Below are 23,529 nucleotides of genomic sequence, written 5' to 3' on the forward strand. Positions count from 1 at the left end.
ATAAAGTCTTTCTTTTTTATGTTTTATAATGTATAAAGAACAGATTAGTCATCAGAGTCGTCATGAGATGAATGACTATGAGACTCTTCATTCTTATCTTTATCTTTATCTTTATCATCTTTGTCTTTGTTATTTTTTTCCATAATAGATTTTGGCTCTCCAAAGGTTAAATCTTTATCAATGCTAAATCCAAGTTTCGCAAGAGTTTTTTCCTTAGTTAATTCCACAAAACCATTAGGAATCATATCGGATACAGAACCTTTTGCGTTATTGTAAGGATTTATAGAGAAATCTATTACAGAATTTGGTCTAGTGAAGGCTACATCTGGTGAAACAAGCTTACTATCATAGCTATAAATAGCATTCATTATTGCAGCCCAAGACCTATGAGCATAGTCATAACTTGGTACAGTAGCAGGTTTATCGTAACCATTCCAAACACCGACGGTAATATTTTTTGTACCACCAACAACCCAAAGATCTTTATAATATTCAGAAGTTCCTGTTTTTACAAATAAGTTTTTACTGCTGAAGTTAAGTTGTTTAGCTATATCAGCAGAAGTTCCGTAACTTGCATTAATTACATCATTAAGCATATTTAAAATTAAGTAACTTGTAGAATCATTATAAACTCTAATAGGTGTGTGATTAGCTTGATAGATTATTTCATTATCATTGTTGCGAATTTCTTCTATGATATAGGCTTTTTTGTGTTCTCCCATATTAGCAAATGTAGAGAAACCACTAGTATTTTCCATTACAGAAACTCCATAACTCATCCCACCGATAGAAGCAGCAAGAGATGTATGATCTGTTTCTGTCATACCTTTGAATTCCATTTTTTCAAGATACTCTTTTACAGGATCTTCATTTACAAAAGCTGAATATAATCTAATTGTCGATAAGTTAAGTGATTGAGCAAGTGCTTTTCTTGCAGAAATATAACCATATTCAGTTCTTGTAAAGTTTTCTGGTGTCCAACCGTAATAATTAAATCGTTTATCTAGGATAGTTGAATTTGGAGTAATATATCCTTTATCAATAGCAGGTCCATAAACCAATAGTGGTTTGATTGAAGAACCTGGAGAACGTTTAGTACGAGTAGCATGATTTAGCTGTTGTTTTTTATAATTTATTCCACCGATAAAAGCTAAGACTTTACCAGTATCATTTTCTATAACTGAAGCTCCAATTTCTAATGGATAAGTTGATCCGTTTTGGTAAGATGCTGGATAACTTTCAAATTGTTTTTTTGTTTCTTGAAGCTTATCATAAAGCTTCTTATCTAAAGTTGTTTTTACTTTATAACCACCTGTAATAAATTTTGTTTTACTTTTTTCGATTAATTCTGCTCGATAAGTAGCGTTATTTCTAAATTGTTGGAGTCTATTATTTTTAACTGCTGTTTGTTCAGCTAAGATTTCTGCAACAGATGCTGTTACTTCGTCACGAATATAAGGGTATTCAGTATATTCTTCAACTTTTTGTTTAGTAAAAGATCCTTTAATGTCAAAGTCAAGAGCCTCTTTGTATTGAGAAGAATTGATAAAGTTATTTGCTTTCATTCGCGATAAAACATATTTTTGACGCTCTATACCAGCTTGTAGTTCTTCATCTGGCCTAATATTACCTGCATTATCAAAAGGAGTATATCTATATGGTGATTGAACAAAACCAACAAGATAAGCTGCTTGAGCGATGTTTAAATCTTTGGCACGGATACCGAAAACGCCTTGTGCAGCAGTTTCTATTCCACTAATATTTTGCCCTAAACTATTCTTCCCAAAAGAAGCAACATTTAAATAGTTTTCAAGAATCTCTTTTTTAGAAAAGTGATTATCAACCCTTAGGGCTAATAAAATTTCCTTTGCTTTTCTTTCATAAGAACGAGAATTATCTAATAATTGGTTCTTAACGAGCTGCTGAGTTATCGTACTACCACCACTAGTATGAGCTCCGGTAACTTCGCTATAAACAGCGCGGATTAATCCGAATATTTCTACACCATTGTTAGAGTAAAAATCAGAGTCCTCACTAGCAATAGTCGCATTTTTAACATTTTCACCTAAGTCTTCATAATTTACAGTTTTTCTAATAAGCTCAGAGTTAAGGGTACCTAATTTTTCACCAGTACCGAAATAAACTTCACTATTTTTACTAATGTTATTGATCTGTTCTTTCATTTCTTTTTGATCTAAAACGGGCTGATCTTTGACTAATCCACCGACAAAACCAAGAGCTATCCCAGCTCCAAAGCTAATGAAAATAGCAAGTATTAATAAAAAAATCCTAAGAAATGAAGTTCTAATCTTCTTTTTTTCCATAGAAATCCCCTTGGTTACATATTTTACTACATTATATCATATTTTTGAGAAAACTCTAAATTAAATCATAATAATGATAAAGTTTTATAGTCAAAAAATAATGAAAAACTATCAAAGAAATAGCTAAATTGTGATATAATGGAAACATACGCATGAAAGAAAACAAGGAGGTTAGCATGAGTAACTTGTTAGAAGAACTAAAATATAGAGATTTAGTATATCAACAAACTGATGAAGAAGGAATAAAAAAATTATTAGAAACGGAAAGTGTATCTATTTATTGTGGAACAGACCCTACTGGAGATTCTCTACATGTTGGGCATTTATTACCATTTTTAACATTAAAAAGATTTGCGAAATATGGACATAAGCCAGTAGTTTTAGTTGGAGGGGGAACTGGAATTATTGGAGACCCTTCAGGACGTAGTGAAGAACGCCAATTACAAAGTTTAGAAACTATTGCAGAAAATGCTAAAAAATTAGAAAATCAACTGCGTAATATTTTTAGAGGAGATGAAAATATCGAGTTTGTAAATAATGGTGATTGGTTAGGAAAAATGTCTATGATTGAGTTTTTACGAGATTATGGAAAACTAATCAATGTTAATTATATGTTGGCAAAAGACTCTGTATCAAGTCGTTTAGAAAATGGATTGTCATTTACAGAATTTAGTTATACCTTATTACAAGGTATTGACTATGCTTATCTTAATGAACATCATGGGGTAAAAATGCAACTTGGTGGATCGGATCAATGGGGGAACATTACTACAGGGCTAGAAATTATGCGTAAACTCCGCGGTGATGTAGAAGCGTATGGATTTACTATTCCGCTAATGCTAAAATCAGATGGAACAAAATTTGGGAAATCAACAGGTGGAGCGGTATGGTTAGATCCAGAAAAAACAACGCCTTATGAGTTTTACCAATTCTGGTTCAATACTGCTGATAATGACACAATCTCAGCAATTAAAAAATTCACATTCTTAGAAAAAGAAGAAATTGAAAAATTGGAAGAAAGCTTGGCAAAAGAGCCACACTTACGTCTTGCTCAAAAAGCTCTAGCAGAAGAGTTAGTAAAAATTGTACATGGTGAAGCGGCTTTAGAGAGTGCCTTAAATATCACTAAAGCATTATTCTCAGGAAATATTAAAGAACTAACTCTTGATGAATTAAAAGTAGCTGTAAAAGGTATGCCAAAAGCTCAATTACCAAAAGAGGATATCAATATAGTAGATTTCCTAGTTGAAAGTGGTGTAGTTACTTCTAAACGCCAAGCGCGTGAAGACGTAAATAACGGAGCAATTTCTATAAATGGGGACAAAGTTACTGATTTAGCTTTCACTGTAGATAGTAGTTCGCATCTTGAAGATAGTTTTACAGTTGTGAGACGTGGTAAGAAAAATTACAAGTTGGTAGAGTATAAATAATATTAAATAAATATACAAATCATTAAAAGGGGAACGAAAAATGAATTTAAAAGAAGTTGTTGGTAAAGAGGCAGTTAACTATGTTAAAGATGGTATGATAGTAGGTCTTGGGACAGGTTCTACTGTGTTTTACTTTGTTCATGCGCTAGCTGAAAAAGTAAAAGAAGGTTTGAATATAGAGATGGTATCAACATCGATTCAAACAGTGGAACTAGCAAAAAGCTTAGGTCTTGTTATTAAGGAACTAGAAGAAATAGATCATATCGATCTTGCTGTCGACGGTGTAGATGAGATTGATAAAAACTTCAACGCGATAAAAGGCGGTGGAGCAGCACTATTTAGAGAGAAAATAGTTGCGGATATTGCCGAAAAAATAATCTGGATTTTTGATGAAAGTAAAGATGTAGAAAAATTGGGGAACTTTAATCTACCTGTAGAAATTTTACCATTTGGATATAGCCATACTATTAGAAAAATGGAAAAATTAGGACTAAATCCAGTATTGCGCCTAAAAGATGGGAAAACTTTAGTAACTGATAACCATAATTATATTGTAGACTTACATCTAGGTTATGGTTTCGATATAGATGAAGTGAAGAACAAGTTGGCTGATATTGTTGGTGTAGTTGAACATGGATTATTCTTAAATATGTGCGATTTATGTATTTCAGGAACTCCAAATGGAGCGATAGTAATAGAAAATTCAAATAAAAAATAATTTAAAGATAAAAGTTGGATAGAAAATGAGAAAAAGTTATATACGAGGATCGAAAGTTTCGATTATAATAGCTATAATATTGTTTGTAGTAAGTTTTGTGTTTATCGTTGCTTCGATAAATAGTTTTAGGAGTTTGGAAACATTATATAAAGAAGGAGACGACTTTTCTGGAGATTCTGGTTACTCAATTATAAAAGTTGTAGCTATAGAAGAACAAAATATAGTTGATGAAAAGCTCAAAGAAGGTGAAAAATTTTATTTAGTCGACTATGAGCGAGGCTTTATAATGCTAAAAGCTACAGAAAAAGAATTAGAAAAATTCCTTGATGGTCGAAAGTTAAAAGATGGAAAGCTAACTAATTTATCAAACGAAAACATCTATAAACGTATTGATGCTATTCCGGAAGTTACGAAAGGAAGACGCAGTAGTAGAAAAGTAAATATCACACCTGAGCTAAGACGCAAATTTGTAGAATCAGTTCAAAAGAGTAGTTTAATAAGAGAACGTGTAAAACAGATTATTGCCGAAGTTGGGATTAAAGACAATAAAGATGCTTATACAAGTAAGTTGAAAGAAAAACCGTTTTATTCTGATATGTACTTGAAACCAATAGGATGGGGATATTATGTTATGACTATAGGAGTACCGTTTGTTTTATCTGCTATAACTATAGGTGTAATATTTTCAATAAGAAGAAGAATTCGTCATGCTCGTAGTGAATACGAAGAGCTATTTATTGAATTCCCTGAAACAGAAAGAGACTTGGATATTCTTTTGCGTGAAGCGCAGTACCTAGATGAAGGTCTTAAAGTTTTAATCTATAAAGATTCAATAATTGTTTATAAAGGCGTGTTTAATTTTGAACCTCTACGTGATATTAAGAGACTAGAGTTTAGAAAAGTTACAGACTCCAAAGGACGTTTACAAGGATATATGTTAGATATACTAAGATTAGATGACACATCTAACCTTGACATAAAGATAGGTATGATTAGAAAAGAAACAGAACAACATATAGTTCAACTGGGTAACTATATTAAAGAAGAGTATAAAAAAGGAGTTGGCTACAGATTTTAGGAATAAAATAAAAAGAGTAGCTGAGATAAGTATAAAGGTTTTTGAAACAGGAGGAAAAAATGGAAACTTTAAAAGATAGAGTTATAGAGGCTTTAGAAAATGTAATTGATCCAGAATTAGGGATTGATATTATGAATTTAGGATTAGTCTATGATGTTAAGATGAGTGACGATAATAAGCATGCTATTGTAGATATGACATTAACATCAATGGGATGTCCTTTAGCACCGGTTATAATCGAACAAGTAGAAACTGCTATGCTAGGTGTTGATGAGATAGAAAAAGTTGATGTCAATATAGTTTGGGAGCCAGCGTGGACAAAAGATAGAATGTCACGTTATGCTAAAATAGCCCTAGGAGTAATTGATTACGAATAAAATAAAAAAGTCAGATGAGTAGTTAAAAAATCATCTGACTTTTTGTTTAATCCAACAGGAACACCTACTAAAATTTTTAGTAGGTGTATTTGCAAATTATATCAGCTTAGTTACTTCAATAGTGTATTTCCAGAGGAAGATTAAATATCCCTAAAATCTTCTACCAAAAATTCTTCTCATAATTACCCCAAAGACAAACTGAACATAAAGAGCCCTAGTATATACACTTATAGAATAACAGTAAATTTTGTCTTTGTCAACAGAGATTTAGTTTTTTTCTCTAAAAATTTTGCAAACTGCAACTAGCTAGTAAGTCTAGGATGAGAATAGACTAAGAAGGAAAGAATATGCTAAAATAATAGTAGGAAAAAAGAAGGGGGGAGAACGAGATGAAAATTATAAAATTGTTGTTAAACACGATATTAATTGTTAGTTTTTTATGTGGTTGTAGTAAAAATATAGATAAAAAAGAGGATGCCCCAACTAAGACGGAGGAGAATAAAAAAGAAGATAATAAAGTAAACCGTCAAGAAAATAATCCTAATGATAAAAATAATATTAATAATAATGAGGTTATAAAAAAGACTCAAGATGGAGAAAAATCCCCAAATAATGAAACGTCTCAAGTAAAAGAAACACCAAAAGAAACTAATAGAAAAGTTAGACTTAATGTAACACCACAAGTACAAAAAGTTTGGTATTATTGTGCTCCTACTAGTGTTAGCATGATTTTATCATATCGCGGAGTATATGTAGATCAATTCACATTAGCTAAAGAAATGGGGACTTATGAACCATTTGGAACACATAATAAAGATGCTATAAGGGTATTAAATAAATATATGTTTGGATATGAATTCCCAGTTACGGGACAAGCAGGTTATCGTTTAGAAGTGGTAGTCGGTGGTACGCAAAGTGCACAAGAAATTTCATTATTTAAGCAGAGATTAAAGAAAAACATAAAGGATGGGTATCCTATGTATTTAACAATGGATGTTTCTAAAATATATCCAGGTTTAAAAGGAGAACATAATGTTACAGCAATCGGCTATATAGAAACAGAAGATGGCTCTGATATAAAGTATGTTTATTACTTAGATCCAGCTCCTAAAGTACAAGATAGTGTATATGGTGGGCTAAAAATAGAAACACCAGAGAAATTATTGAATTCAATGCTAACATGTGAAGAACCTAACTATGCATGGTAAGAAAATAAAGAATTAGTTGTTTACCAAAATAAGCTTATTTTTACAAGTGAAATATAGGAATAATTTTGCTTGTAAAAATGCTTAAATAATCTAACAACTAGTTCTTTTATTTTGTGAAAAATAATTGAGAGAAATAGGTAATTAAGGTGGAATAAGAAGGAATAATTATGATATAATAAAAAAGATATGAAGAATAAAATGATGAAAGGAGAGAGTATGTATAGAGATGGAAAGCCCCAAAAGGGGGATGTAGTAAAAATAATTGCTTATAAACATGACGGTTCTATACATAGAATTTGGCATAAAAACATTGTTCTTGAAGCGGATGAACAAGTTTTAATTTTGGCAAATAATAGAACATTAGTTACAGAAAGCGATGGGCGAACTTGGGTAACAAAAGAGATTGCTCTAGTTTATTTCCATAGCGAAAGTTGGTTTAATATAATTTGCATGTTTAGGGAAGATGGCGTACATTATTATTCAAATTTAAGTAGCCCATTTGCTTATGACGTAGATGGTGTGAAATATATTGACTATGACCTTGATATAAAAAAATATCCAGATGGTAAATACTTCTTATTAGATGAAGATGAGTATAATCAGAATAAAGTTCGTTATAATTATGGGGAGAAGATTGATAAAATATTGAAATATAATGTTAACAAACTGCAAGAATGGATAGATAACAATCAAGGAGCGTTAGCACCGGACTTTGCAGATGTTTGGTTAGAAAATTATGAAAAAATAACAAAAGAGGATAAAAATGTTAAAAGGTAAATTTTGCATAGAATTAAGGGATGATGAAGTTTCGGTAAAAATTGGAAATAAGTTAAAAGAATTTCTTCTTGCTAGTAATATGAAAGAAGATACTGAAAATCCCGATTATGTTTTTGCAATTGGTGGAGATGGAACAGTACTGCGTACTTTTAATAAACATATAGATAACTTAGATAAAATAAAGTTTCTATCCATACATACGGGACATTTAGGATTTTACACAGACTATTCAGCTCAGAATTTTGAAAAATTATTTTTTGATATGTTGGCACTAGAGCCGAAAATAGAGCAATACCCTGTATTAAGATTAAAAGCATATTGTGAAGATGGAAAACTAGTAGGAGAATATTATTCTCTAAATGAAATTACCGTAAATAATCACACAGGGACGACTTATGCGGCCAAAGTTTATATAAATGGTGTACATTTTGAAAGTTTTAGAGGAGATGGTTTATGCATAAGTACTCCAACAGGGTCTACAGCTTACAACAAAAGTCTTGGTGGGGCTGTAATTCATCCACAATCAGCTGTATACCAAGTTACAGAGATCGCAGCATTAAATAATCTGGTTTACAGAACATTAGGGAATTCTCTAATTTTATCAGAAGATGATGAATTAACTATAAAACCTATAAACGCTGATAATCATCGTATAAGTGTTGACCATTTACACTTTAATTATGAAACAATATCAAAACTACAAATTACTTTAGCAAAGGATAGAAAGATTTCGTTTATTCGTTACAACGATGATAGCTTTTGGCAACGAGTAAAAAGATCGTTTATTAGCAATGACTAATTTAGTATTAACTTATACAATAGAAAAAGAACAATGTTTACGCGAGTTTTTGTTAGAAAATAACATCTCGCGTAAAACTTTAACAAGGATAAAATTTGATAATGATGGCAGTATTAAGGTAAATGACAAAGAAGAAAATGTCCGCTATATTTTGAAAAATGGTGACAAAGTAACAATAACATTGCCAAGCGAAAAATTTAGTGAACATGTTCGTTTTATAGAAGGGAATCTGGATATTATTCATGAAGACGAGTATTTTCTTGTAGTCAATAAACCTGCTAATCTACCTTCTATTCCTTCAAGAAATGAAGAAGATGCTTCGCTTTTAGAAATAGTTAATACTTATTTTCATGATAATAACTATGTCACTATTCCACATATAGTCACTCGCCTTGACAAAAATACTACAGGATTAGTTTTAATTGCAAAACATCGTCATATTCATGCGCTATTTGGAAAAACAGACATAAATAAATTTTATCTTGCACTCGCAAAAGGAAGAGTTGCTGACCAAGTTATAGAAGCCAATATAAAAAGAGAAGCGGATAGTATTATAACCAGATGTGTTGCAGAAGATGGAGATTATGCCAAAACACAAGTTTGGTTAGAAAAATATGACGAAAAAAAAGATATTAGTTTGGTGAAATTAAAATTATTTACGGGACGTACTCATCAAATACGAGTGCATATGAGCCATTTAGACCATCCACTTTTAGGAGATGAACTGTATGGAGGTAACAAAGACCTTATAGAGAGACAAGCATTACATTGTTATAATCTACAGTTTAAACACCCGATTACACAAAATGAAATTTCTTTAGAAGTCCCTTTAGCAGAGGATATTAGAATTATTACAGATAGCATAGGAATATATTAATTCTTGTGCTATTTAGTTAATTCTAAAAAAACAAGTATTTAATGTATTCAAAGTAGTATTTACCAAAATACTTAAGAATTACTTTGTAATAAATTTTCAGAATATTCACATTAAAATATTTTCAATAAATAAAATTTATGATATAATTTAATGTAAATGAATAACAAGAAAAGGAGAGAGATATTATGTTATCATCATTAAAATTTGTAGGGAATACACCTATATATAAAATAGACAACACAAATATTTTTGTGAAGCTTGAAAAATATAACTTAGGGGGAAGCGTTAAAGATCGTGCTGTTCTTGGTATGCTGGAAGAAGCAAAACGTCAAGGAAAAGTAAATAGCGATACTATTATCGTAGAACCAACTAGTGGAAACACTGGGATTGCTGTTGCTATTTTAGCATCGGTATTAGGATTAAAGGCTGTTATTATTATGCCTGAAAGTATGAGTATAGAGCGTCGTACGTTAATTAAAGCATACGGAGCACAATTAATTTTAACACCAAAAGAATTAGGAATTAAAGGATCAATCGATAAAGCAGCAGAAATCCGTGAAAAATATGATAATGCTATTTCTTTAAGCCAATTTGATAATCCTGCAAATCCAGCATATCACTATGCAACTACAGCGAAAGAAATTTTAGAGCAAGTTCCAGATTTAGATATCTTTGTAGCAGGAGTAGGAACTGGCGGAACATTTTCTGGTGTTGCTAAATATTTAAAAGAAAATAAACCTGAAGTTTTAGCAATTGCACTTGAACCAGAAGAATCGCCAGCCATTAGTAAAGGGCATGGAGGAGTTCACAAAATCCAAGGTATTGGAACAGGATTTGTACCAGAGAACTTTAATAAAGAACTTATGGATGAAATCTATACAGTATCAAGTGATGAAGCAATAAGCGAAACTAAAAACTTCGTGAGAACAACTGGTATTGGAGTTGGAATTTCCTCAGGAGCGGCTATTGCTGGTGCAAAAAAAGTAGCGGCTAAGTATCCCGATAAAAAAATTGTAACAATCTTACCTGACGGAGTAGATAAATATTTATCTATGTTAGAGTTTGATGAAGTTACATATGTAGAAGTGTAATGAAGTTTTTTGATAATTTACGCTATAACATTAACCGAGTGCTTAGAGAAGATCCTGCTGCTGAGTCTAAACTTATGATATATTTAACATATCCACATATAAAGGCATTGAACTATCACTATTTTGCACATAAGCTATATAAGAAAAAGCATCATACCTTGGCAAGAATACTTGCTAAACGCGCTAGACGAATAACAGGTATAGAAATTCATCCAGGGGCCCAAATAGGTAAAGGTCTATTTATAGATCACGGTATGGGAGTTGTAATTGGTGAAACTGCAATTGTAGGGGATAATGTTACTATGTACCATGGAACAACTTTAGGAGGGACGACATTAGATCCGATAAAAAGACATCCAACTATAGGAAATAATGTTATTATCGGTGCAGGTGCCAAAATTTTAGGTAATGTCACAGTAGGGGATAATTCTAAAATAGGAGCAAATGCGGTTTTAAAAAAGAGTGTACCACCTGGTACGCTAGTTTATGAGGCTCGTCCTACAATAAAATATGAAGAATAAGATCAACTGAAATCCAAGTTATTTTGCTTGGATTTTAGTTTTTTTAATTATAAAATAATGGTAAATAGTGGTAATAATTCATTTTTTAGGAGGTGAGATGGTGAAAAAAATAAAAAATTTAATTTTCGATTTAGATAATACATTGTATGACTTTAGTACGGTATGGAAAAAATCTAATAAATTAGTTTTTGAGTATCTTGGGTATGATAAGATAACGTCTTATGATGAATTCTTTATAGCTTATAAAAGAATAAATAACGAATTGATGAAAGAAATTCATAGAGGAAATCTTAAGTTGATAAATCTTCGCAATGAAAGATTAATTAAGACTATGGAAATATACGGATTGCATTTAACGTTGGAAGATTGCGGTATTTATTATAAAAAGCAGTTTGATTTTATAATAGATTGTATAGAACCGAATGAAGAATTAAATGAGAAGTTAAAAAAATTAAGCAAAAAGTATAAATTAATCCTTTTGACCAATGGAAAGAGCTATGAGCAAAGATTGAAGCTAAAAAAACTTGGTTTAGATGAATTATTTAGCCTGTATATTTCTGAAGAGACGAAAGTAAGTAAACCTAAACCGCTGGCGTTAACGAATATTTTGGATAATGAGAATTTAATTGCAGATGAAACAATGATGGTAGGCGATTCAATTTTCTACGATATAAAACCAGCTCAAAAATTAGGATTAAAAACTTGTTTAATAGAGAAAAAATGGCATTTTGATGACAAAATTGTTCATTATGAAGGATGTAAAGTAAAAAATATTAATGAATTTCTTGAACAATTAGAGATGTTATAATATATAAAAATAAAAATTATTTTTCTGATTATAAAGAAAACATTAAAATATTTACATCGTTAAAAAACCCTGAGTATAGTAATAATAGTCTTGATGCCAGTTATTTGATTATATTTATTAGAAATAAAATTAAAATAATTGTTAAGTATTTTAAAAAGCGCTATTGAATGAAATTATATAATCTGTTATAATGGCCATGGAAACAATAACAATATATACAAAGGAGACAATTTTATGAAACAAAGTAAATTGTTGGCTGTAACTATGGCAGCTGTTTTATCATTAACATTAGCGGGGTGCTCATCATCTAAACCTGCAGAAAATAATAGCAATGCTCCAACAGTAAAAGCCATGTCAGGAGAAGATTTAAACAAAATTGAAAAAGATGATAAAGAAAAAGAAAAACACCTTGTAATTGACGTTCGTGCAGAAAACGAATATAAAGAAGGGCACGTTAAACACGCTATCAACATTCCATTAGCTGATATCGAAAAAAATATCGACAGAATCAGTGCTTGGAAAGAAAAATCAGTAATCGTATACTGTAATACTGGTAAGAAAAGTAAAGAAGCTGCTGAAAAATTAGTAAAAGCAGGATTCAAAGATGTAAGTGACGCTAAAGGAGTTAAAGAATATAAAGACTACGAATTAGTTAAATTTACTACATTACTTGCAGACCAATTCCAAGCAGCTATTGATAAAAAAGAAGGTACATTTATCGATGTTCGTGAAGCAAAAGATTTTGAAAAAGGACATGTAGCAGGAGCTAAAAATATTGATGTTAAGAATCTAGATAAAGATCTTGCAGCATTATTACCAGCTGATAAAAACGCACCAGTTTACACTTACTGCTACAGTGGTAACCGTTCAACTAAAGCTGCTCAAAAAGCTGTAGAATTAGGCTACACAAATGTTTATAATGCTTGGGATGGAGCAAAAGAACACGAATATAAATTCTAATGAATAATAAATTAGTGTTAATTATTAGGAGATAATAGGCCTTTAGGGTATACTAAAAGGACAAGGTGTTAATAAAAGTTTACGTTTCACCTTGTCTTTTATTAAATAAAGAGGTATGAAGGGAAATAGGTTTAATGAAAAAAAATAAAATTTTAACTGCTAGTATAGCAGCGGTATTATCACTAACATTAGCGGGGTGTTCAGGATCAGCTTATTCAGTAAAAGGTGATGACTTAATGAATATCCAAAAAAATGAACAGGAAAAAGAAAATTATCTTGTTATAGACGTTCGAGATGAAGCAGCTTATAAAGAAGGACATTTAAAATATGCTATTAATATTCCAGTTGCAAATATTGATAAAAGTATTGAAGCAATAAGCTCATGGCGTGAGAAAAAAGTTGTTGTTTATAGTGATGACAACAATAAATCAAAAGAAGCGCTAGACAAATTGACAAAACAAGGATTTAAAAATGTAAAAATCGCTCAAAACACAAAAGAGTATAAGTATGAATTTGTTAAATATACAGTATTAAATGGTGCTAAATTCCAAGATGCACTATTAGATCATAATGCTAATAACTTCTTCTTGGACGCACGTGATAAAAAAGATTTCGAAGAACGTCATGCAATGGGAGCTAAAAATGTAGATTCAAAAAATCTAGATGCCCTTCAATCTGTATTACCAGAAGATAAAAATACACCGATATACGTTTATTGTTATACTGGTAATCGTTCATCGGTAATTGCACAAAAACTTATTGATTTAGGGTATAAAAATGTTTTTAATGCATTAGATGGAAAAAAAGAACACAATTATAAATTTGAAATAGCAGATTGTTGTAAACAACCTAGTGAGAAAACAAAAGGTTAAGAAAAATCTCATGAAGGGCATGCTAATCATGATTCTGCCAAAAAAGATGACCATTCAGGACATAATCATGGTTCTGATAAGAAGGACGACCATTCAGGACATAATCATCATTAATTAATGAAAGGAAGGGGGAGAATAGTCTTCCCCTTTTGTAATATTTTATGAAGGAAAAAATTATACTATTTACGCGAGTGCCGAAGATAGGGACTACGAAGACGCGTCTTTATGACTTTATGCCACCAACAGAAGCTGTAAATATTCAAAAGAAATTGTTGAAGAAAAATTATGACTTATTAGCAGAAACTAATAGAGAACTACTTGTTTGCCATGATGGAAATAGTTCAGATGACAAAGAAATGGCAGAACTTATTTCATGTGATAAATTTTATTATCAAAAGGGTGATAACCTAGGTGATAAAATGTATAACGCATTAGAGGAGGTCATCTCGGATAGTAAAGTTATTTTACTTGGTTCTGATATTTTCAACTTGGATAAAGATATAATAGAAGAGGCTTTTGAAAAACTTGAAACACATGATATTGTTATTAACCCAAGTGAAGATGGTGGATATTTCTTAATTGGTATGAAGAAGGCTATAAAAGAAGTTTTTGATTTACCGAGTTATGGGGATAGTTCAGTTTTAGAAAATTTAATTAAAGTTTTAGAGAAAAATAATCTTACTTATTATTTAGGTAGAGCTGCTCTTGATATTGATATAAAAGAAGATTTGCTTTATGCTGAAACAGGCTATAAAAATATCAAACTATTAGGGGCTGGAGAGTATAATATTAACTTTACATTCGATGAAGATAATATGAAGAAAGTTCTTCGTTTAAATATGAAGAGCCAAATGAACTTGGATAATCAAATAGAATACGAATTTGAGACTTTGGAATTATTAAAAGATAGTGGAGTTACGCCTAAACCATATAAACTTGTGACAACTACCGAGTATTTGCCATATAATTATTTGACGATGGAATTTTTAAAAGGTGTCGCATTAGATTATACGAAGGACATGAAGATTGCGAGTTACTTACTTAGTAAAGTTCACAATACAGCATTTGATGAGAATAATCTTATTAAAGCAGAAAATCCATTCCAACTTATGTATGACGAGTGCGAGAGTATGGCAAGTAAATATTTAACTTGGGAGAATGCAGACGACAAAGCTTCGCAATATATTAAAGATTTTTTAAGAATTTGTAAAGAGCTTATTCCACCGGAGTACAAAATAAAAAATCCATGTATTATTAATACAGAGCTTAATTCTGGTAACTTTTTGATTGGAAATAGCAAGGAAGATAGTTGTATTATCGATTGGGAAAAAGCTTTAATAGGAGAGTGCGAGCAGGACCTTGCACACTTTTTAGCACCGACAACGACGTTTTGGAAAACAGATATAGTTTTAACACCAAAAGAGATTGATGATTTCTTAGAAGATTATAGCCAATATCGCAACTATGATCGTGCTCGCTTTGATAGATATTTGATTTTTAATTGTTTACGAGGCGTAACTTGGTGTTCGATGGCTTACAGAGAATATAGTGAAAGTACAAAGCTGTTGACAGATGAGTTTACTTTCAAGAAAATTTCATCTTATATTAGTTATGAATTTTTAGAAAAGATTTCAAAGTATTTTAATTAGAAAGTATAAAAGGAGAATATTATGACGGAGTTTATACAAAGTTTTGGTGTTGTTGCACCAATTGTCTATGTGTTGATGTTTGCGATACTGCCGGTGTTTTTCTTTCCAGTCCCAATTTTGGCTGTAGCTGGAGGACTTGCATTTGGATTTGTAGAAGGTAGCTTATTAACATTCTTAGGAGCATCTATAAATTGTTATGTAATGTTTGTTATCTCAAGACGTTTTGGGCGTGATTGGGTTCGTAATTACTTAGCGAGAAAGATGAAGCCAGAACAACATGCACGTATTTTTGGAGTGAGTGATGAAAAGTTAATGGTGAGTTTAGTTATATTACGACTTATTCCTTTAGTTCCATATAATATGATAAACTATGGATATGGACTTACTAATATAAGTTTAACAAAATATATGATAGCGAGTGTACTAGGTATTGTACCAGGAACGATTGTTTTCTTAAACTTTGGGGCAACTAGTTCTAACGTTTTTAGTAAAGAATTTTTAATCGCTTCATTACTAGTGATACTATTAACTGTAGGTTCAATCTACTTATCAAAACTAGTGGAAAAAAGAGAACAACAGAAAAAATCTCAAGAACAAGAATAGAAAAACCTCTTTAAGACGTTTAATTTTATGTCTTAAAGAGATTTTTTTATGTTTAACCGTTAATTTATTATATGTAAATTATACTTACTTCAGCAAAAGTAGCATTTCCAGTTAAAATTATTTTAACATCATTAGTATTTGGAGTAGCAAATGGAGTATTAACTTCTCCAAGAATCGAAGAGATCCTATTCTCGACAGACCATTCTTTAGGAACGAATATTTTTACATCTCCAAATGTTGCTGTAATACTTATATGAACATCTTTGATAGAATAAGTATCTAATTTTTCAAAGTAAATATTTGTGCTGCCAAATGTTGTAGTTGATCTGAAATAATCTAGTTCGTTAATATTGATATAGCGGACATTTTCACCGAAAGTAACGTTAGAATAATCCTGAGTTTCTGTTTTTTTAGTATATCCACGGAATCTATCTTTTTTACGTTGGAAGCTATATTTTAACTTTTTAGGAAATAGCATTGATATACCTATGCTAAGAAGAATAGCAATCCAAATTACTTTTCCAGTAGATATAGCTGCAAAATGGAAGTGTTTGTTATAAATAATAAATAGTAATGCAGCTGGTAACATAGTTCCAAAAACATCAAAATCAGTTAACCCTCTTACAATAAAATACCCTAAAATAATAGTTCCTAAAGTTAGAAATATAGTTCCTGATGGAAAGAAGTTTAATTCGCCAAATGCGATTGATATTGCAAAAATAATAAATAGTAAACCTATTAGACTTTTTTTTCTCATAAGTTTTTACCTCATTTCTTTTAATTTTTCTTTAACAATTTTGTAATAATGTCTTGATATGTGAACAGTTTTTTTGCTTTTTGAAAAGGATGCGGTACTCGCTCCTGAAAAAGATTTTTCAAGCGAGTAAATTGCTTGAAGATTTATTATTGCAGATTTAGAAACTCGACAATAATAAAATGGAATTATACTTTCTAATTCATAAAGTTTGTATTTCACTTCGTAAAAATTATCATAAGAGTGTGCATAAACTTTATTATCATCGGTTTCGAAAAATAAAATATCACTAAGAGGAATAAAATATTCTGTGTCATCTTTATAAAAAATAATTTTTTGGGTACTTGCAAGAGCTTTTTCCACTAAATCTTTTATCGCAATAACATCATTACTTAACTCAGGAGATTTTATAACAACTTCTATATCCGTAATATTTGAATCAAGTTTAATATTAATTTTCATATTGTCTCCTTTCTTTATTCTTATATGTATATCATACTACATATTTGAAAGAAAATTAATAGTTTTTCAGTAAGTGGTAAAGAAGATAAGGTAAGTGGAGAGAAAGTAGTATTAAGATGGTTTGCTTTCCACGGTAAGCTATTGCTTTTTTATATATTTTATTGTATAATAAATCTTGTTCATGGGAGTGGATGAGTTCTGGTGTGCTCTCTAGTCTTCAAAACTAGTATGAGGGGTTAAGAGCCTCTTGGGTGGGTTCGATTCCCACACATTCCCGCCAGTCTTTATAATTATAGATGGAGTCGGTGCAACGCATCGATTTTTTTTATTATATAGTGATATTATTTAAAATTAGATAATTGTTAATAGAAAATAATCGTTTGTAAGAGAGTGAAGTAGAGTGTATAGTGGAATCTTAGGAGGATTATTATGGCGAAATTTTATGCAGTGAAAAATGGAAGAAAAGTAGGAATTTTCTCAACATGGGAAGAATGTCAAAAGCAAGTGGTAGGTTTTAAAGGTGCTATATACAAAAGTTTTAAAACAAAAGAAGAAGCAGAAGCATATTTGAATGAACGTGAAATTATCAGCGAAAAACTAGAGAAAGTCGAAGGAGTTTATGCCTACATAGATGGTAGTTATGATAGGATAAATGGCATTTATGGTTCTGGTGTTGTTATTGTTGATGGAGATCAACATTATGAATATAAGCATGCTGGCAATAAAGGAGAATATGCTGAATTACACAACGTAGCTGGTGAACTAGAAGCAGCAAAATTTGTTATGTGGTATGCAGTTGACAAAAAAATTTCAGAAATAACATTATTCTATGATTACCAAGGTATAGAATCATGGGCAACGGGTAAATGGAAAACAAATCTTGATTATACCAAAAATTATAAGGAATTTGCTGATAAAGTATCAACTAGGGTAAAAGTTAATTTTGTAAAAGTCAAGGCACACACGGGTGTGGAATTAAATGAACGCGTTGATAAATTGGCAAAAGAGGCTATCGCTGAATTTAAGAAGAACAAGATGTAAAGTTAGTTTGAAATAATAAAAGGAGAAACTTCAAAGGTAAATATAAACCTTTGAAGTTTTTAAAAAAAATATAGAGTTGATGTACAATAATTAAGTTTCAATTTTTTTTAGCAAAAAGTACTACATAAGGATATGGAGAGCTTTTTGTTATTTCTTTATACTCTTCATATTTTATAATTTCCCAACCATCATAATATTCTAGCAATTCATTTTCTATAAATGTAAATGGGAATGGTATTGTTGGAACGCCTATAGTATTAAGTGCGCTAACAATAAGATTATAACCACCTATACTAGTCTGTTTTTGCATATTGTGTATAACACTAGAAATACGTGTGGGGTTAAGATACATAAAAACATCTGTGGCTACAATAAAGTCATAAGTATCCTTTATATTAGCTTCATTTATTTCGTGTTTGAATATGTTTAAGTTAAGTTTTTCTTTTACAGAAATATCTACCAAATCTTGCAAGAATTTTGCATTAGTATCAACCGCAGAAATCTGACAGCCAAGAGAGGCAAGATACAATGAATTTCTTCCTTGACCAGCCCCTAAGTCTAAAACTTTGCATGGAGATAGATAATCCATTGCATTAACAACTTCGGGATGAGCAGTGCCTAAGTCATATTTATTGAAAAAGTAATCCTGTGCTTCACAATAAAATTCAATATGAAATTGTAAATCTGTTGATGTTGGACTTATACGAAAAATGCTATTAGGTTCTATAAAACCAGTATCAGTTTTTTTATTATAGTTTAATTCTTTTATACTTTGTAGTTGTTCATCGAGGAAAACAAATTTCATTTTCCCTTTTATAATTATTAGTTTAGTCCAAACTCCGCTTTTAGTATAAAATCCTTCCCGATACTCTCTTGGTAATGAAAGAGCAGTAAGGGTAGATGTAAGTTTAAAACAAAGTAGATTATGTTCCATATACTGCTCCTTACTAAATGATACTTTTTAATATATTATATCATGAGGAGGAATTAAATAAAAATGATATCTGAAAGAAACTAAAGAAATTAGAGCTGTTTGTAAAAATAATTAAAATATAAAGATAATCAATACTTTTTAGTATATTATAGTTCGCTATAAAGTTTCTTAAAGAGCAGTTTTATAAAGAATATTTTTTAGTTTTAAAATAGATATGTTATAATTATATGAGTATAAGAGGAAGAGGTAATATTATGGTAAAAGTGTTATTTGTTTGTTTAGGAAATATTTGTCGCTCTCCTATGGCTGAAGCGGTATTTCGCGATATGGTAGAAAAAGAAAATTTAAGCGAGAAAATAAAAATAGATTCAGCAGCGACATCATCATGGGAACATGGAAATCCCGTTCATCATGGAACTCGGGAGAAATTAGCAGAAGTAGGTATAAGTGTTGAGGGGATGTATTCACGTCCTTTAAACGATAATGACCTTATGGCTGACTATATCGTTGGAATGGATGATAGTAATATTGATAATATTAAAAGATTTATTCGTGGTAGACAAGCAGGAGAGGTAAGAAAACTTTTAGAGTATGCTGGACGTAATCATATTATAGATGATCCTTGGTATACAGGTGATTTTGAAGCGACATATCGCGATGTAGTTCAGGGGTGTGAAGCTTTACTTGAAAAGATAAAAAAAGAAAAGTTATAGTAGGAGGTTGTTATGCTAATAAGAGATGTAAACTTAGAAGATGCTGGGAGAATAGCTGACATATATCGCCCTTATGTAGAAAATACAGCGATAACCTTTGATTACGAAGTCCCAAGTGTAGATTTTTTTGAAGAGAAGATTAGTAATACACTTCAAAAATATCCATTTTTAGTAGCAGAGAAAGATGGAGAAGTTTTGGGATATGCCTATGCTGGAGAATTTTATCCAAAGGCAGCCTATGCATGGACAACAGAGATTACAATCTATTTGGATGAACAAGTGCGAGGAGAAGGTATAGGAGATAAATTATATAATGAACTTGAAAAAAGATTATATGATAAAGGGATTTGTCGAATAACTTCTTGTATTTCTTATCCAGATGAGGGAAGTGTGTCGTTTCATGAAAAACATGGTTTTAGAAAAGTAGCACATTTTCAAAATGTGGGCTATAAGTTTAATCGTTGGTATGATGTAGTATGGTATCAAAAAGATATAAGAGACAGTGATATAGAGCCAGAATACATGATATAAAAATAGTTAAAATAAACTAATGTGATAAAAGAGGATATATTTTAATTATAAGGAATATACGAGAGAGAGTTTATAAAGTAGGTGAGTTTGTGAGGAAAATTATTATTTCAGACATTCATGGTAGTTATTATACTATGAAAAAACTGTTAGATGAAGTGAAATTCAATCCTGAAGAAGATAAACTTATTTGTCTTGGGGATATGTGCGACAGAGGAAAAAATACAAAATTAGTGTGGGAATATTTTTACAATTTACAGAAAGACTATTCTCACCATGTTGTTTTATTGGGAAATCATGAAGATATGTTTAATCTCGCACTAAAAGAAGCGAGATATAACGTACTTGATAATCGGCGCCAAGACCACTATTTTAGAAATAATGGATTAACAACATTACAGTCATTTTATCCAGAAGCAACAATAGAAAATAGAAGATATTATTTTAAAAAATTTGCTAGAGAATATAAAAAATTAAGACTATGGTTAAAAAAACTTCAGACACGCTATGAGTCTTGGGATTACTATTTTGTTCATGCGGGAGTAGATTTTAATAAAAATTTTTGGAATCAAGAACATAGAGATATAATTTGGATAAGAGAGCCGTATTTAAGTAGTGATAAAAAGTACGATAAAAAGATTTTTCATGGGCACAGTCCAATTAGGGAAGAACCTTATTATGATATTCGAGAAAATCGTATAAATATAGACGGTGGCTGTGTTTATGGAGGGAAATTAAACATTGTTATTATAAATGAAGATGGTAGCATGCTGTTTCAGCAAAGTAAACAATTAGAAGAAGATAGTTATAAATAATCAAGAAAATTTTTATATAGAAAGTGGAATAATAAGAAATTAAGGAGGGTTTTTATGATTGTAGAACTTACTAGATTTAGAGTAAAACCGGGGATGAGTCACAAAGTAGATGAGTGGTTAAAATTTCTGAATGATAATATGGAAGGTGTTCTTTTAACTTTAGAACGTGAAAAAATGTATGTTGAAACTATTTTTCGAGAAGAATTAAATGGAGAAGAATATTTATATTGGTACTCTGTCCAAGGAGAGCAAGGAGAAAATGTAGAGACGTCTAATCATGAAATAGATAAAAAGCATCTTGAGTACTGGGAACAGTGCATTGATCCAAGTTTTGGTTCGAAAGATTTAATTACCGAAGTGGTTATGATTCCTAAAAAAATTCAAGCGATGATGAAGTAAAATTAAAGAGGAGGATTCCATAAATTTATGGTTAATTCTCCTTTTTCAATTCAAAAAATTATAAAAAAAAGAGCCGAGCACATCTGTCTCGGCCTTTTATAGAAAAGGAAAGTTTATGAAGTTTATAACTATTTACTAGTTATATACACATTATAAAAACTGAACCTTAAATATAATTAAAATTATACTTAAAATTTAGTCCTTAAAACTAATTACCTTAATTTTTTACTAATAAGTAACTAAACTGTTATTTTTTGTAAGAAATGTTTCAACAGTGTTACAACATTGAATTTGCATTACAAATTGGAAAATCTATTGAAGTTTGTAACTTAAGGGGAGTATAATATAGGAGACTATTAAAAGTTTAAAATTAATAAATTGATGAAGGAGAATATTTTGATGAGAAAACAAGGATTAAAGATAACGAGTAAAGTGTTAACAGGGCTAGTATTGTTAACAGGAGTAACAGCACTCCCAACAAATGCATTAGATGTGAATAATGCAGCGGTAGATGTAAACGTTAAAGAAGTAAAAGTAAGTGTATATGAAAAAAATGGTAATTATTATGCGCGCTTAACATCAGAAAAAGAAGTAGCAAATGTTGTAGCACGCATTGTTGTTGAAGAAAGCAAAGCTGAATTTGTTATTAAAAGAGATATAATAAAGCCTGGAGAAGCGGTAGAAGTAGAATTGGATTTAAAATCTAAAACACCTACTAAAAAATTACCACATACAGCAGTAGAAAGAAAAACTATCAATACTACAGTAGAAGCTGGTGGATACAAATTTAAAATTTCTGTTCGTTACGAAATAGCGACACCAGAAGTTAAAGCACGACAAGAAGAAAACAAAAAAGGCACTGATGCAGACAATTCGGCTAATGGAAAAGAAGGACAACCAAAAGCAGAACCAAAAGAAACAGAAAAACCTGCTGAAACTCCAAAGCCTGTAACGCCAGCAGCACCAAAAGAAAATACAGTGCCAAAACCAGAAACAGGTAACGCACAACCTTCTAATAAACCAGCAGGAGCAGCAACATTCTTAAATGCACCAGCAGCAGTTGCGCCAAAAGCTCCAACAATTATGAACAATGCAACGCCAGCAGCACCAAAAGTAACGAATACTGAGAAGAAACAAGAAGCTCCAAAACAAGCTCCAAAACAAGCGGCACAACCAGCAGCTACACCAAAGGCTGCAGCACCAGCGCCACAAGCAACAACTCGTGAAGAGCAAATTAGACAAGCATATATTAGTAAAGTAAATGCCTTACGTGCAATGAATGGCTTAAGCGTATTAAAAGAAAATGCAGCATTAAACGCAGGAACAAAAGCGCGTTCGCTTACAGTACTACAAACCGCATTTAATGCAGCTATTCATGGACCAGCAGGTTCGTATGAAAAAGCAGCGGCAGCGAAAGCTGGATATCCAGGAGCACAACATATTCTTTATAACGTTGCTATTAACACAAATAGTGGGACTCCAGATCAAGTAGCGCAAAGATTATTAGATACTTTATACCATGAAATTGGAAATGTAACTACAGCATTCCCTTATGGTCATAGAAATACGCTTTTAGCAAAATCAGCTACTGAAATTGGTGTAGGAATAACTATTTCTGGAGGAAGAGTAGCATTAGTACACCACCAAAATAATAGCGGAGCATTCCAAGGAATAACTCCAATTCCATCAGTTTACTTAGATGGTAAAAGATACTAAAATATAAGATATTTAACAAGAAGAAAACTTAGGTGAATTCTCACTTAAGTTTTCTTTTTCTTTTACATTAAAAAA

Annotated in this window: 25 protein-coding genes and 1 tRNA gene; 22 read left to right on the forward strand and 4 right to left on the reverse strand. The window is 31.1% G+C overall.

Annotation, left to right across the window (positions count from 1 at the left end):
- Positions 1 to 44: 44 nt before the first annotated feature.
- Positions 45 to 2,324, reverse strand: a complete 2,280-nt coding sequence (locus DQN46_RS01020) for a transglycosylase domain-containing protein (RefSeq protein ID WP_111742679.1) — start codon at positions 2,322 to 2,324, stop codon at positions 45 to 47.
- Positions 2,325 to 2,500: 176 nt separating this feature from the next.
- Here DQN46_RS01020 and tyrS point away from each other — a divergent pair, with 176 nt between their 5' ends.
- The 15 genes from tyrS to DQN46_RS01095 all read left to right on the forward strand — a co-directional run bounded on the left by tyrS (position 2,501) and on the right by DQN46_RS01095 (position 16,092).
- The gene (gene tyrS, locus DQN46_RS01025) at positions 2,501 to 3,754 is read left to right on the forward strand and encodes a tyrosine--tRNA ligase (protein ID WP_111742680.1); all 1,254 of its coding nucleotides are present in this window, start codon (positions 2,501 to 2,503) and stop codon (positions 3,752 to 3,754) included.
- 40 nt (positions 3,755 to 3,794) lie between these two features.
- A complete protein-coding gene (gene rpiA / locus DQN46_RS01030) occupies positions 3,795 to 4,472 on the forward strand; it encodes a ribose-5-phosphate isomerase RpiA (protein WP_111742681.1) in 678 nt (225 codons plus the stop codon).
- A gap of 25 nt (positions 4,473 to 4,497) precedes the next feature.
- The gene (locus DQN46_RS01035) at positions 4,498 to 5,550 is read left to right on the forward strand and encodes a hypothetical protein (protein ID WP_145961392.1); all 1,053 of its coding nucleotides are present in this window, start codon (positions 4,498 to 4,500) and stop codon (positions 5,548 to 5,550) included.
- Positions 5,551 to 5,609: 59 nt separating this feature from the next.
- A complete protein-coding gene (locus DQN46_RS01040) occupies positions 5,610 to 5,927 on the forward strand; it encodes a metal-sulfur cluster assembly factor (RefSeq protein WP_004633316.1) in 318 nt (105 codons plus the stop codon).
- 389 nt (positions 5,928 to 6,316) lie between these two features.
- On the forward strand, positions 6,317 to 7,135 hold the full coding sequence (locus DQN46_RS01045) for a C39 family peptidase (protein ID WP_111742683.1): 819 nt from the start codon (positions 6,317 to 6,319) through the stop codon (positions 7,133 to 7,135).
- Positions 7,136 to 7,351: 216 nt separating this feature from the next.
- On the forward strand, positions 7,352 to 7,912 hold the full coding sequence (locus tag DQN46_RS01050; RefSeq protein WP_004633313.1) for a DUF402 domain-containing protein: 561 nt from the start codon (positions 7,352 to 7,354) through the stop codon (positions 7,910 to 7,912).
- Positions 7,899 to 8,711: an NAD kinase gene (locus DQN46_RS01055; RefSeq protein WP_111742684.1), complete on the forward strand. Its 813-nt coding sequence runs from the start codon at positions 7,899 to 7,901 to the stop codon at positions 8,709 to 8,711. The genes DQN46_RS01050 and DQN46_RS01055 overlap by 14 nt, the downstream gene beginning before the upstream one ends.
- Positions 8,704 to 9,588, forward strand: coding sequence for an RluA family pseudouridine synthase (locus DQN46_RS01060; RefSeq protein WP_111742685.1), 885 nt, complete (start codon positions 8,704 to 8,706; stop codon positions 9,586 to 9,588). The genes DQN46_RS01055 and DQN46_RS01060 overlap by 8 nt, the downstream gene beginning before the upstream one ends.
- Before the next feature lie 182 nt (positions 9,589 to 9,770).
- Positions 9,771 to 10,679 carry a cysteine synthase A gene (gene cysK, locus DQN46_RS01065; RefSeq protein ID WP_111742686.1) on the forward strand — a complete coding sequence of 303 codons (909 nt, stop codon included), beginning with the start codon at positions 9,771 to 9,773 and terminating at the stop codon, positions 10,677 to 10,679.
- Positions 10,679 to 11,200: a serine O-acetyltransferase gene (gene cysE / locus DQN46_RS01070; protein ID WP_111742687.1), complete on the forward strand. Its 522-nt coding sequence runs from the start codon at positions 10,679 to 10,681 to the stop codon at positions 11,198 to 11,200. The genes cysK and cysE overlap by 1 nt, the downstream gene beginning before the upstream one ends.
- 97 nt (positions 11,201 to 11,297) lie before the next feature.
- Entirely contained in the window at positions 11,298 to 12,008 is a 711-nt protein-coding gene (locus DQN46_RS01075) for an HAD family hydrolase (protein ID WP_111742688.1), read from the forward strand.
- 234 nt (positions 12,009 to 12,242) lie between these two features.
- Positions 12,243 to 12,968, forward strand: a complete 726-nt coding sequence (locus DQN46_RS01080; protein ID WP_111742689.1) for a rhodanese-like domain-containing protein — start codon at positions 12,243 to 12,245, stop codon at positions 12,966 to 12,968.
- 134 nt (positions 12,969 to 13,102) lie between these two features.
- The gene (locus DQN46_RS01085) at positions 13,103 to 13,840 is read left to right on the forward strand and encodes a rhodanese-like domain-containing protein (protein WP_111742690.1); all 738 of its coding nucleotides are present in this window, start codon (positions 13,103 to 13,105) and stop codon (positions 13,838 to 13,840) included.
- A 161-nt stretch (positions 13,841 to 14,001) separates the two neighbouring features.
- Entirely contained in the window at positions 14,002 to 15,489 is a 1,488-nt protein-coding gene (locus DQN46_RS01090) for a TIGR04282 family arsenosugar biosynthesis glycosyltransferase (protein ID WP_111742691.1), read from the forward strand.
- Positions 15,490 to 15,510: 21 nt separating this feature from the next.
- Positions 15,511 to 16,092, forward strand: coding sequence for a TVP38/TMEM64 family protein (locus tag DQN46_RS01095; RefSeq protein ID WP_111742692.1), 582 nt, complete (start codon positions 15,511 to 15,513; stop codon positions 16,090 to 16,092).
- Between the two features lie 67 nt (positions 16,093 to 16,159).
- On the opposite strand, the gene DQN46_RS01100 is transcribed toward DQN46_RS01095, so the two are convergent.
- Together DQN46_RS01100 and DQN46_RS01105 are read right to left on the reverse strand one after the other, a co-directional pair.
- Positions 16,160 to 16,849: a LiaF transmembrane domain-containing protein gene (locus DQN46_RS01100; RefSeq protein WP_111742693.1), complete on the reverse strand. Its 690-nt coding sequence runs from the start codon at positions 16,847 to 16,849 to the stop codon at positions 16,160 to 16,162.
- Positions 16,850 to 16,855: 6 nt separating this feature from the next.
- A complete protein-coding gene (locus DQN46_RS01105; RefSeq protein WP_111742694.1) occupies positions 16,856 to 17,308 on the reverse strand; it encodes a LytTR family DNA-binding domain-containing protein in 453 nt (150 codons plus the stop codon).
- 183 nt (positions 17,309 to 17,491) lie between these two features.
- Between DQN46_RS01105 and DQN46_RS01110 the strand changes: the two genes are divergently transcribed.
- Together DQN46_RS01110 and DQN46_RS01115 are read left to right on the forward strand one after the other, a co-directional pair.
- Positions 17,492 to 17,588 (forward strand) — tRNA-Sec (locus tag DQN46_RS01110).
- A gap of 149 nt (positions 17,589 to 17,737) precedes the next feature.
- Positions 17,738 to 18,349, forward strand: a complete 612-nt coding sequence (locus tag DQN46_RS01115; protein ID WP_111742695.1) for a ribonuclease H1 domain-containing protein — start codon at positions 17,738 to 17,740, stop codon at positions 18,347 to 18,349.
- Between the two features lie 97 nt (positions 18,350 to 18,446).
- Here the strand turns inward: DQN46_RS01115 and tehB are convergent, their stop codons facing one another.
- Positions 18,447 to 19,283, reverse strand: a complete 837-nt coding sequence (tehB, locus tag DQN46_RS01120) for a tellurite resistance methyltransferase TehB (RefSeq protein WP_111742696.1) — start codon at positions 19,281 to 19,283, stop codon at positions 18,447 to 18,449.
- Positions 19,284 to 19,537: 254 nt separating this feature from the next.
- Here tehB and DQN46_RS01125 point away from each other — a divergent pair, with 254 nt between their 5' ends.
- The 5 genes from DQN46_RS01125 to DQN46_RS01145 all read left to right on the forward strand — a co-directional run bounded on the left by DQN46_RS01125 (position 19,538) and on the right by DQN46_RS01145 (position 23,454).
- The gene (locus tag DQN46_RS01125; protein ID WP_004633286.1) at positions 19,538 to 19,996 is read left to right on the forward strand and encodes a low molecular weight protein-tyrosine-phosphatase; all 459 of its coding nucleotides are present in this window, start codon (positions 19,538 to 19,540) and stop codon (positions 19,994 to 19,996) included.
- Positions 19,997 to 20,008: 12 nt separating this feature from the next.
- Positions 20,009 to 20,527: a GNAT family N-acetyltransferase gene (locus tag DQN46_RS01130; RefSeq protein ID WP_004633284.1), complete on the forward strand. Its 519-nt coding sequence runs from the start codon at positions 20,009 to 20,011 to the stop codon at positions 20,525 to 20,527.
- A gap of 89 nt (positions 20,528 to 20,616) precedes the next feature.
- The gene (locus DQN46_RS01135; RefSeq protein WP_004633282.1) at positions 20,617 to 21,339 is read left to right on the forward strand and encodes a metallophosphoesterase family protein; all 723 of its coding nucleotides are present in this window, start codon (positions 20,617 to 20,619) and stop codon (positions 21,337 to 21,339) included.
- Positions 21,340 to 21,393: 54 nt separating this feature from the next.
- Positions 21,394 to 21,738: a DUF6176 family protein gene (locus DQN46_RS01140; protein ID WP_111742697.1), complete on the forward strand. Its 345-nt coding sequence runs from the start codon at positions 21,394 to 21,396 to the stop codon at positions 21,736 to 21,738.
- A gap of 399 nt (positions 21,739 to 22,137) precedes the next feature.
- Positions 22,138 to 23,454: a CAP domain-containing protein gene (locus DQN46_RS01145; protein WP_111742698.1), complete on the forward strand. Its 1,317-nt coding sequence runs from the start codon at positions 22,138 to 22,140 to the stop codon at positions 23,452 to 23,454.
- The last annotated feature ends 75 nt before the right edge of the window (positions 23,455 to 23,529 follow it).

Origin of the sequence: Gemella morbillorum (assembly GCF_900476045.1) — a bacterium.
Lineage (GTDB): Bacteria > Bacillota > Bacilli > Staphylococcales > Gemellaceae > Gemella > Gemella morbillorum.

Excerpts from the sequence above, each read along its gene's own strand:
- DQN46_RS01020 (WP_111742679.1), bottom strand. The coding sequence starts at position 2,324 with ATGGAAAAAAAGAAGATTAGAACTTCATTTCTTAGGATTTTTTTATTA.
- tyrS (WP_111742680.1), top strand. The coding sequence starts at position 2,501 with ATGAGTAACTTGTTAGAAGAACTAAAATATAGAGATTTAGTATATCAA.
- rpiA (WP_111742681.1), top strand. The coding sequence starts at position 3,795 with ATGAATTTAAAAGAAGTTGTTGGTAAAGAGGCAGTTAACTATGTTAAA.
- DQN46_RS01035 (WP_145961392.1), top strand. The coding sequence starts at position 4,498 with ATGAGAAAAAGTTATATACGAGGATCGAAAGTTTCGATTATAATAGCT.
- DQN46_RS01040 (WP_004633316.1), top strand. The coding sequence starts at position 5,610 with ATGGAAACTTTAAAAGATAGAGTTATAGAGGCTTTAGAAAATGTAATT.
- DQN46_RS01045 (WP_111742683.1), top strand. The coding sequence starts at position 6,317 with ATGAAAATTATAAAATTGTTGTTAAACACGATATTAATTGTTAGTTTT.
- DQN46_RS01050 (WP_004633313.1), top strand. The coding sequence starts at position 7,352 with ATGTATAGAGATGGAAAGCCCCAAAAGGGGGATGTAGTAAAAATAATT.
- DQN46_RS01055 (WP_111742684.1), top strand. The coding sequence starts at position 7,899 with ATGTTAAAAGGTAAATTTTGCATAGAATTAAGGGATGATGAAGTTTCG.
- DQN46_RS01060 (WP_111742685.1), top strand. The coding sequence starts at position 8,704 with ATGACTAATTTAGTATTAACTTATACAATAGAAAAAGAACAATGTTTA.
- cysE (WP_111742687.1), top strand. The coding sequence starts at position 10,679 with ATGAAGTTTTTTGATAATTTACGCTATAACATTAACCGAGTGCTTAGA.
- DQN46_RS01075 (WP_111742688.1), top strand. The coding sequence starts at position 11,298 with ATGGTGAAAAAAATAAAAAATTTAATTTTCGATTTAGATAATACATTG.
- DQN46_RS01080 (WP_111742689.1), top strand. The coding sequence starts at position 12,243 with ATGAAACAAAGTAAATTGTTGGCTGTAACTATGGCAGCTGTTTTATCA.
- DQN46_RS01085 (WP_111742690.1), top strand. The coding sequence starts at position 13,103 with ATGAAAAAAAATAAAATTTTAACTGCTAGTATAGCAGCGGTATTATCA.
- DQN46_RS01090 (WP_111742691.1), top strand. The coding sequence starts at position 14,002 with ATGAAGGAAAAAATTATACTATTTACGCGAGTGCCGAAGATAGGGACT.
- DQN46_RS01095 (WP_111742692.1), top strand. The coding sequence starts at position 15,511 with ATGACGGAGTTTATACAAAGTTTTGGTGTTGTTGCACCAATTGTCTAT.
- DQN46_RS01100 (WP_111742693.1), bottom strand. The coding sequence starts at position 16,849 with ATGAGAAAAAAAAGTCTAATAGGTTTACTATTTATTATTTTTGCAATA.
- DQN46_RS01105 (WP_111742694.1), bottom strand. The coding sequence starts at position 17,308 with ATGAAAATTAATATTAAACTTGATTCAAATATTACGGATATAGAAGTT.
- DQN46_RS01115 (WP_111742695.1), top strand. The coding sequence starts at position 17,738 with ATGGCGAAATTTTATGCAGTGAAAAATGGAAGAAAAGTAGGAATTTTC.
- tehB (WP_111742696.1), bottom strand. The coding sequence starts at position 19,283 with ATGGAACATAATCTACTTTGTTTTAAACTTACATCTACCCTTACTGCT.
- DQN46_RS01125 (WP_004633286.1), top strand. The coding sequence starts at position 19,538 with ATGGTAAAAGTGTTATTTGTTTGTTTAGGAAATATTTGTCGCTCTCCT.
- DQN46_RS01130 (WP_004633284.1), top strand. The coding sequence starts at position 20,009 with ATGCTAATAAGAGATGTAAACTTAGAAGATGCTGGGAGAATAGCTGAC.
- DQN46_RS01140 (WP_111742697.1), top strand. The coding sequence starts at position 21,394 with ATGATTGTAGAACTTACTAGATTTAGAGTAAAACCGGGGATGAGTCAC.
- DQN46_RS01145 (WP_111742698.1), top strand. The coding sequence starts at position 22,138 with ATGAGAAAACAAGGATTAAAGATAACGAGTAAAGTGTTAACAGGGCTA.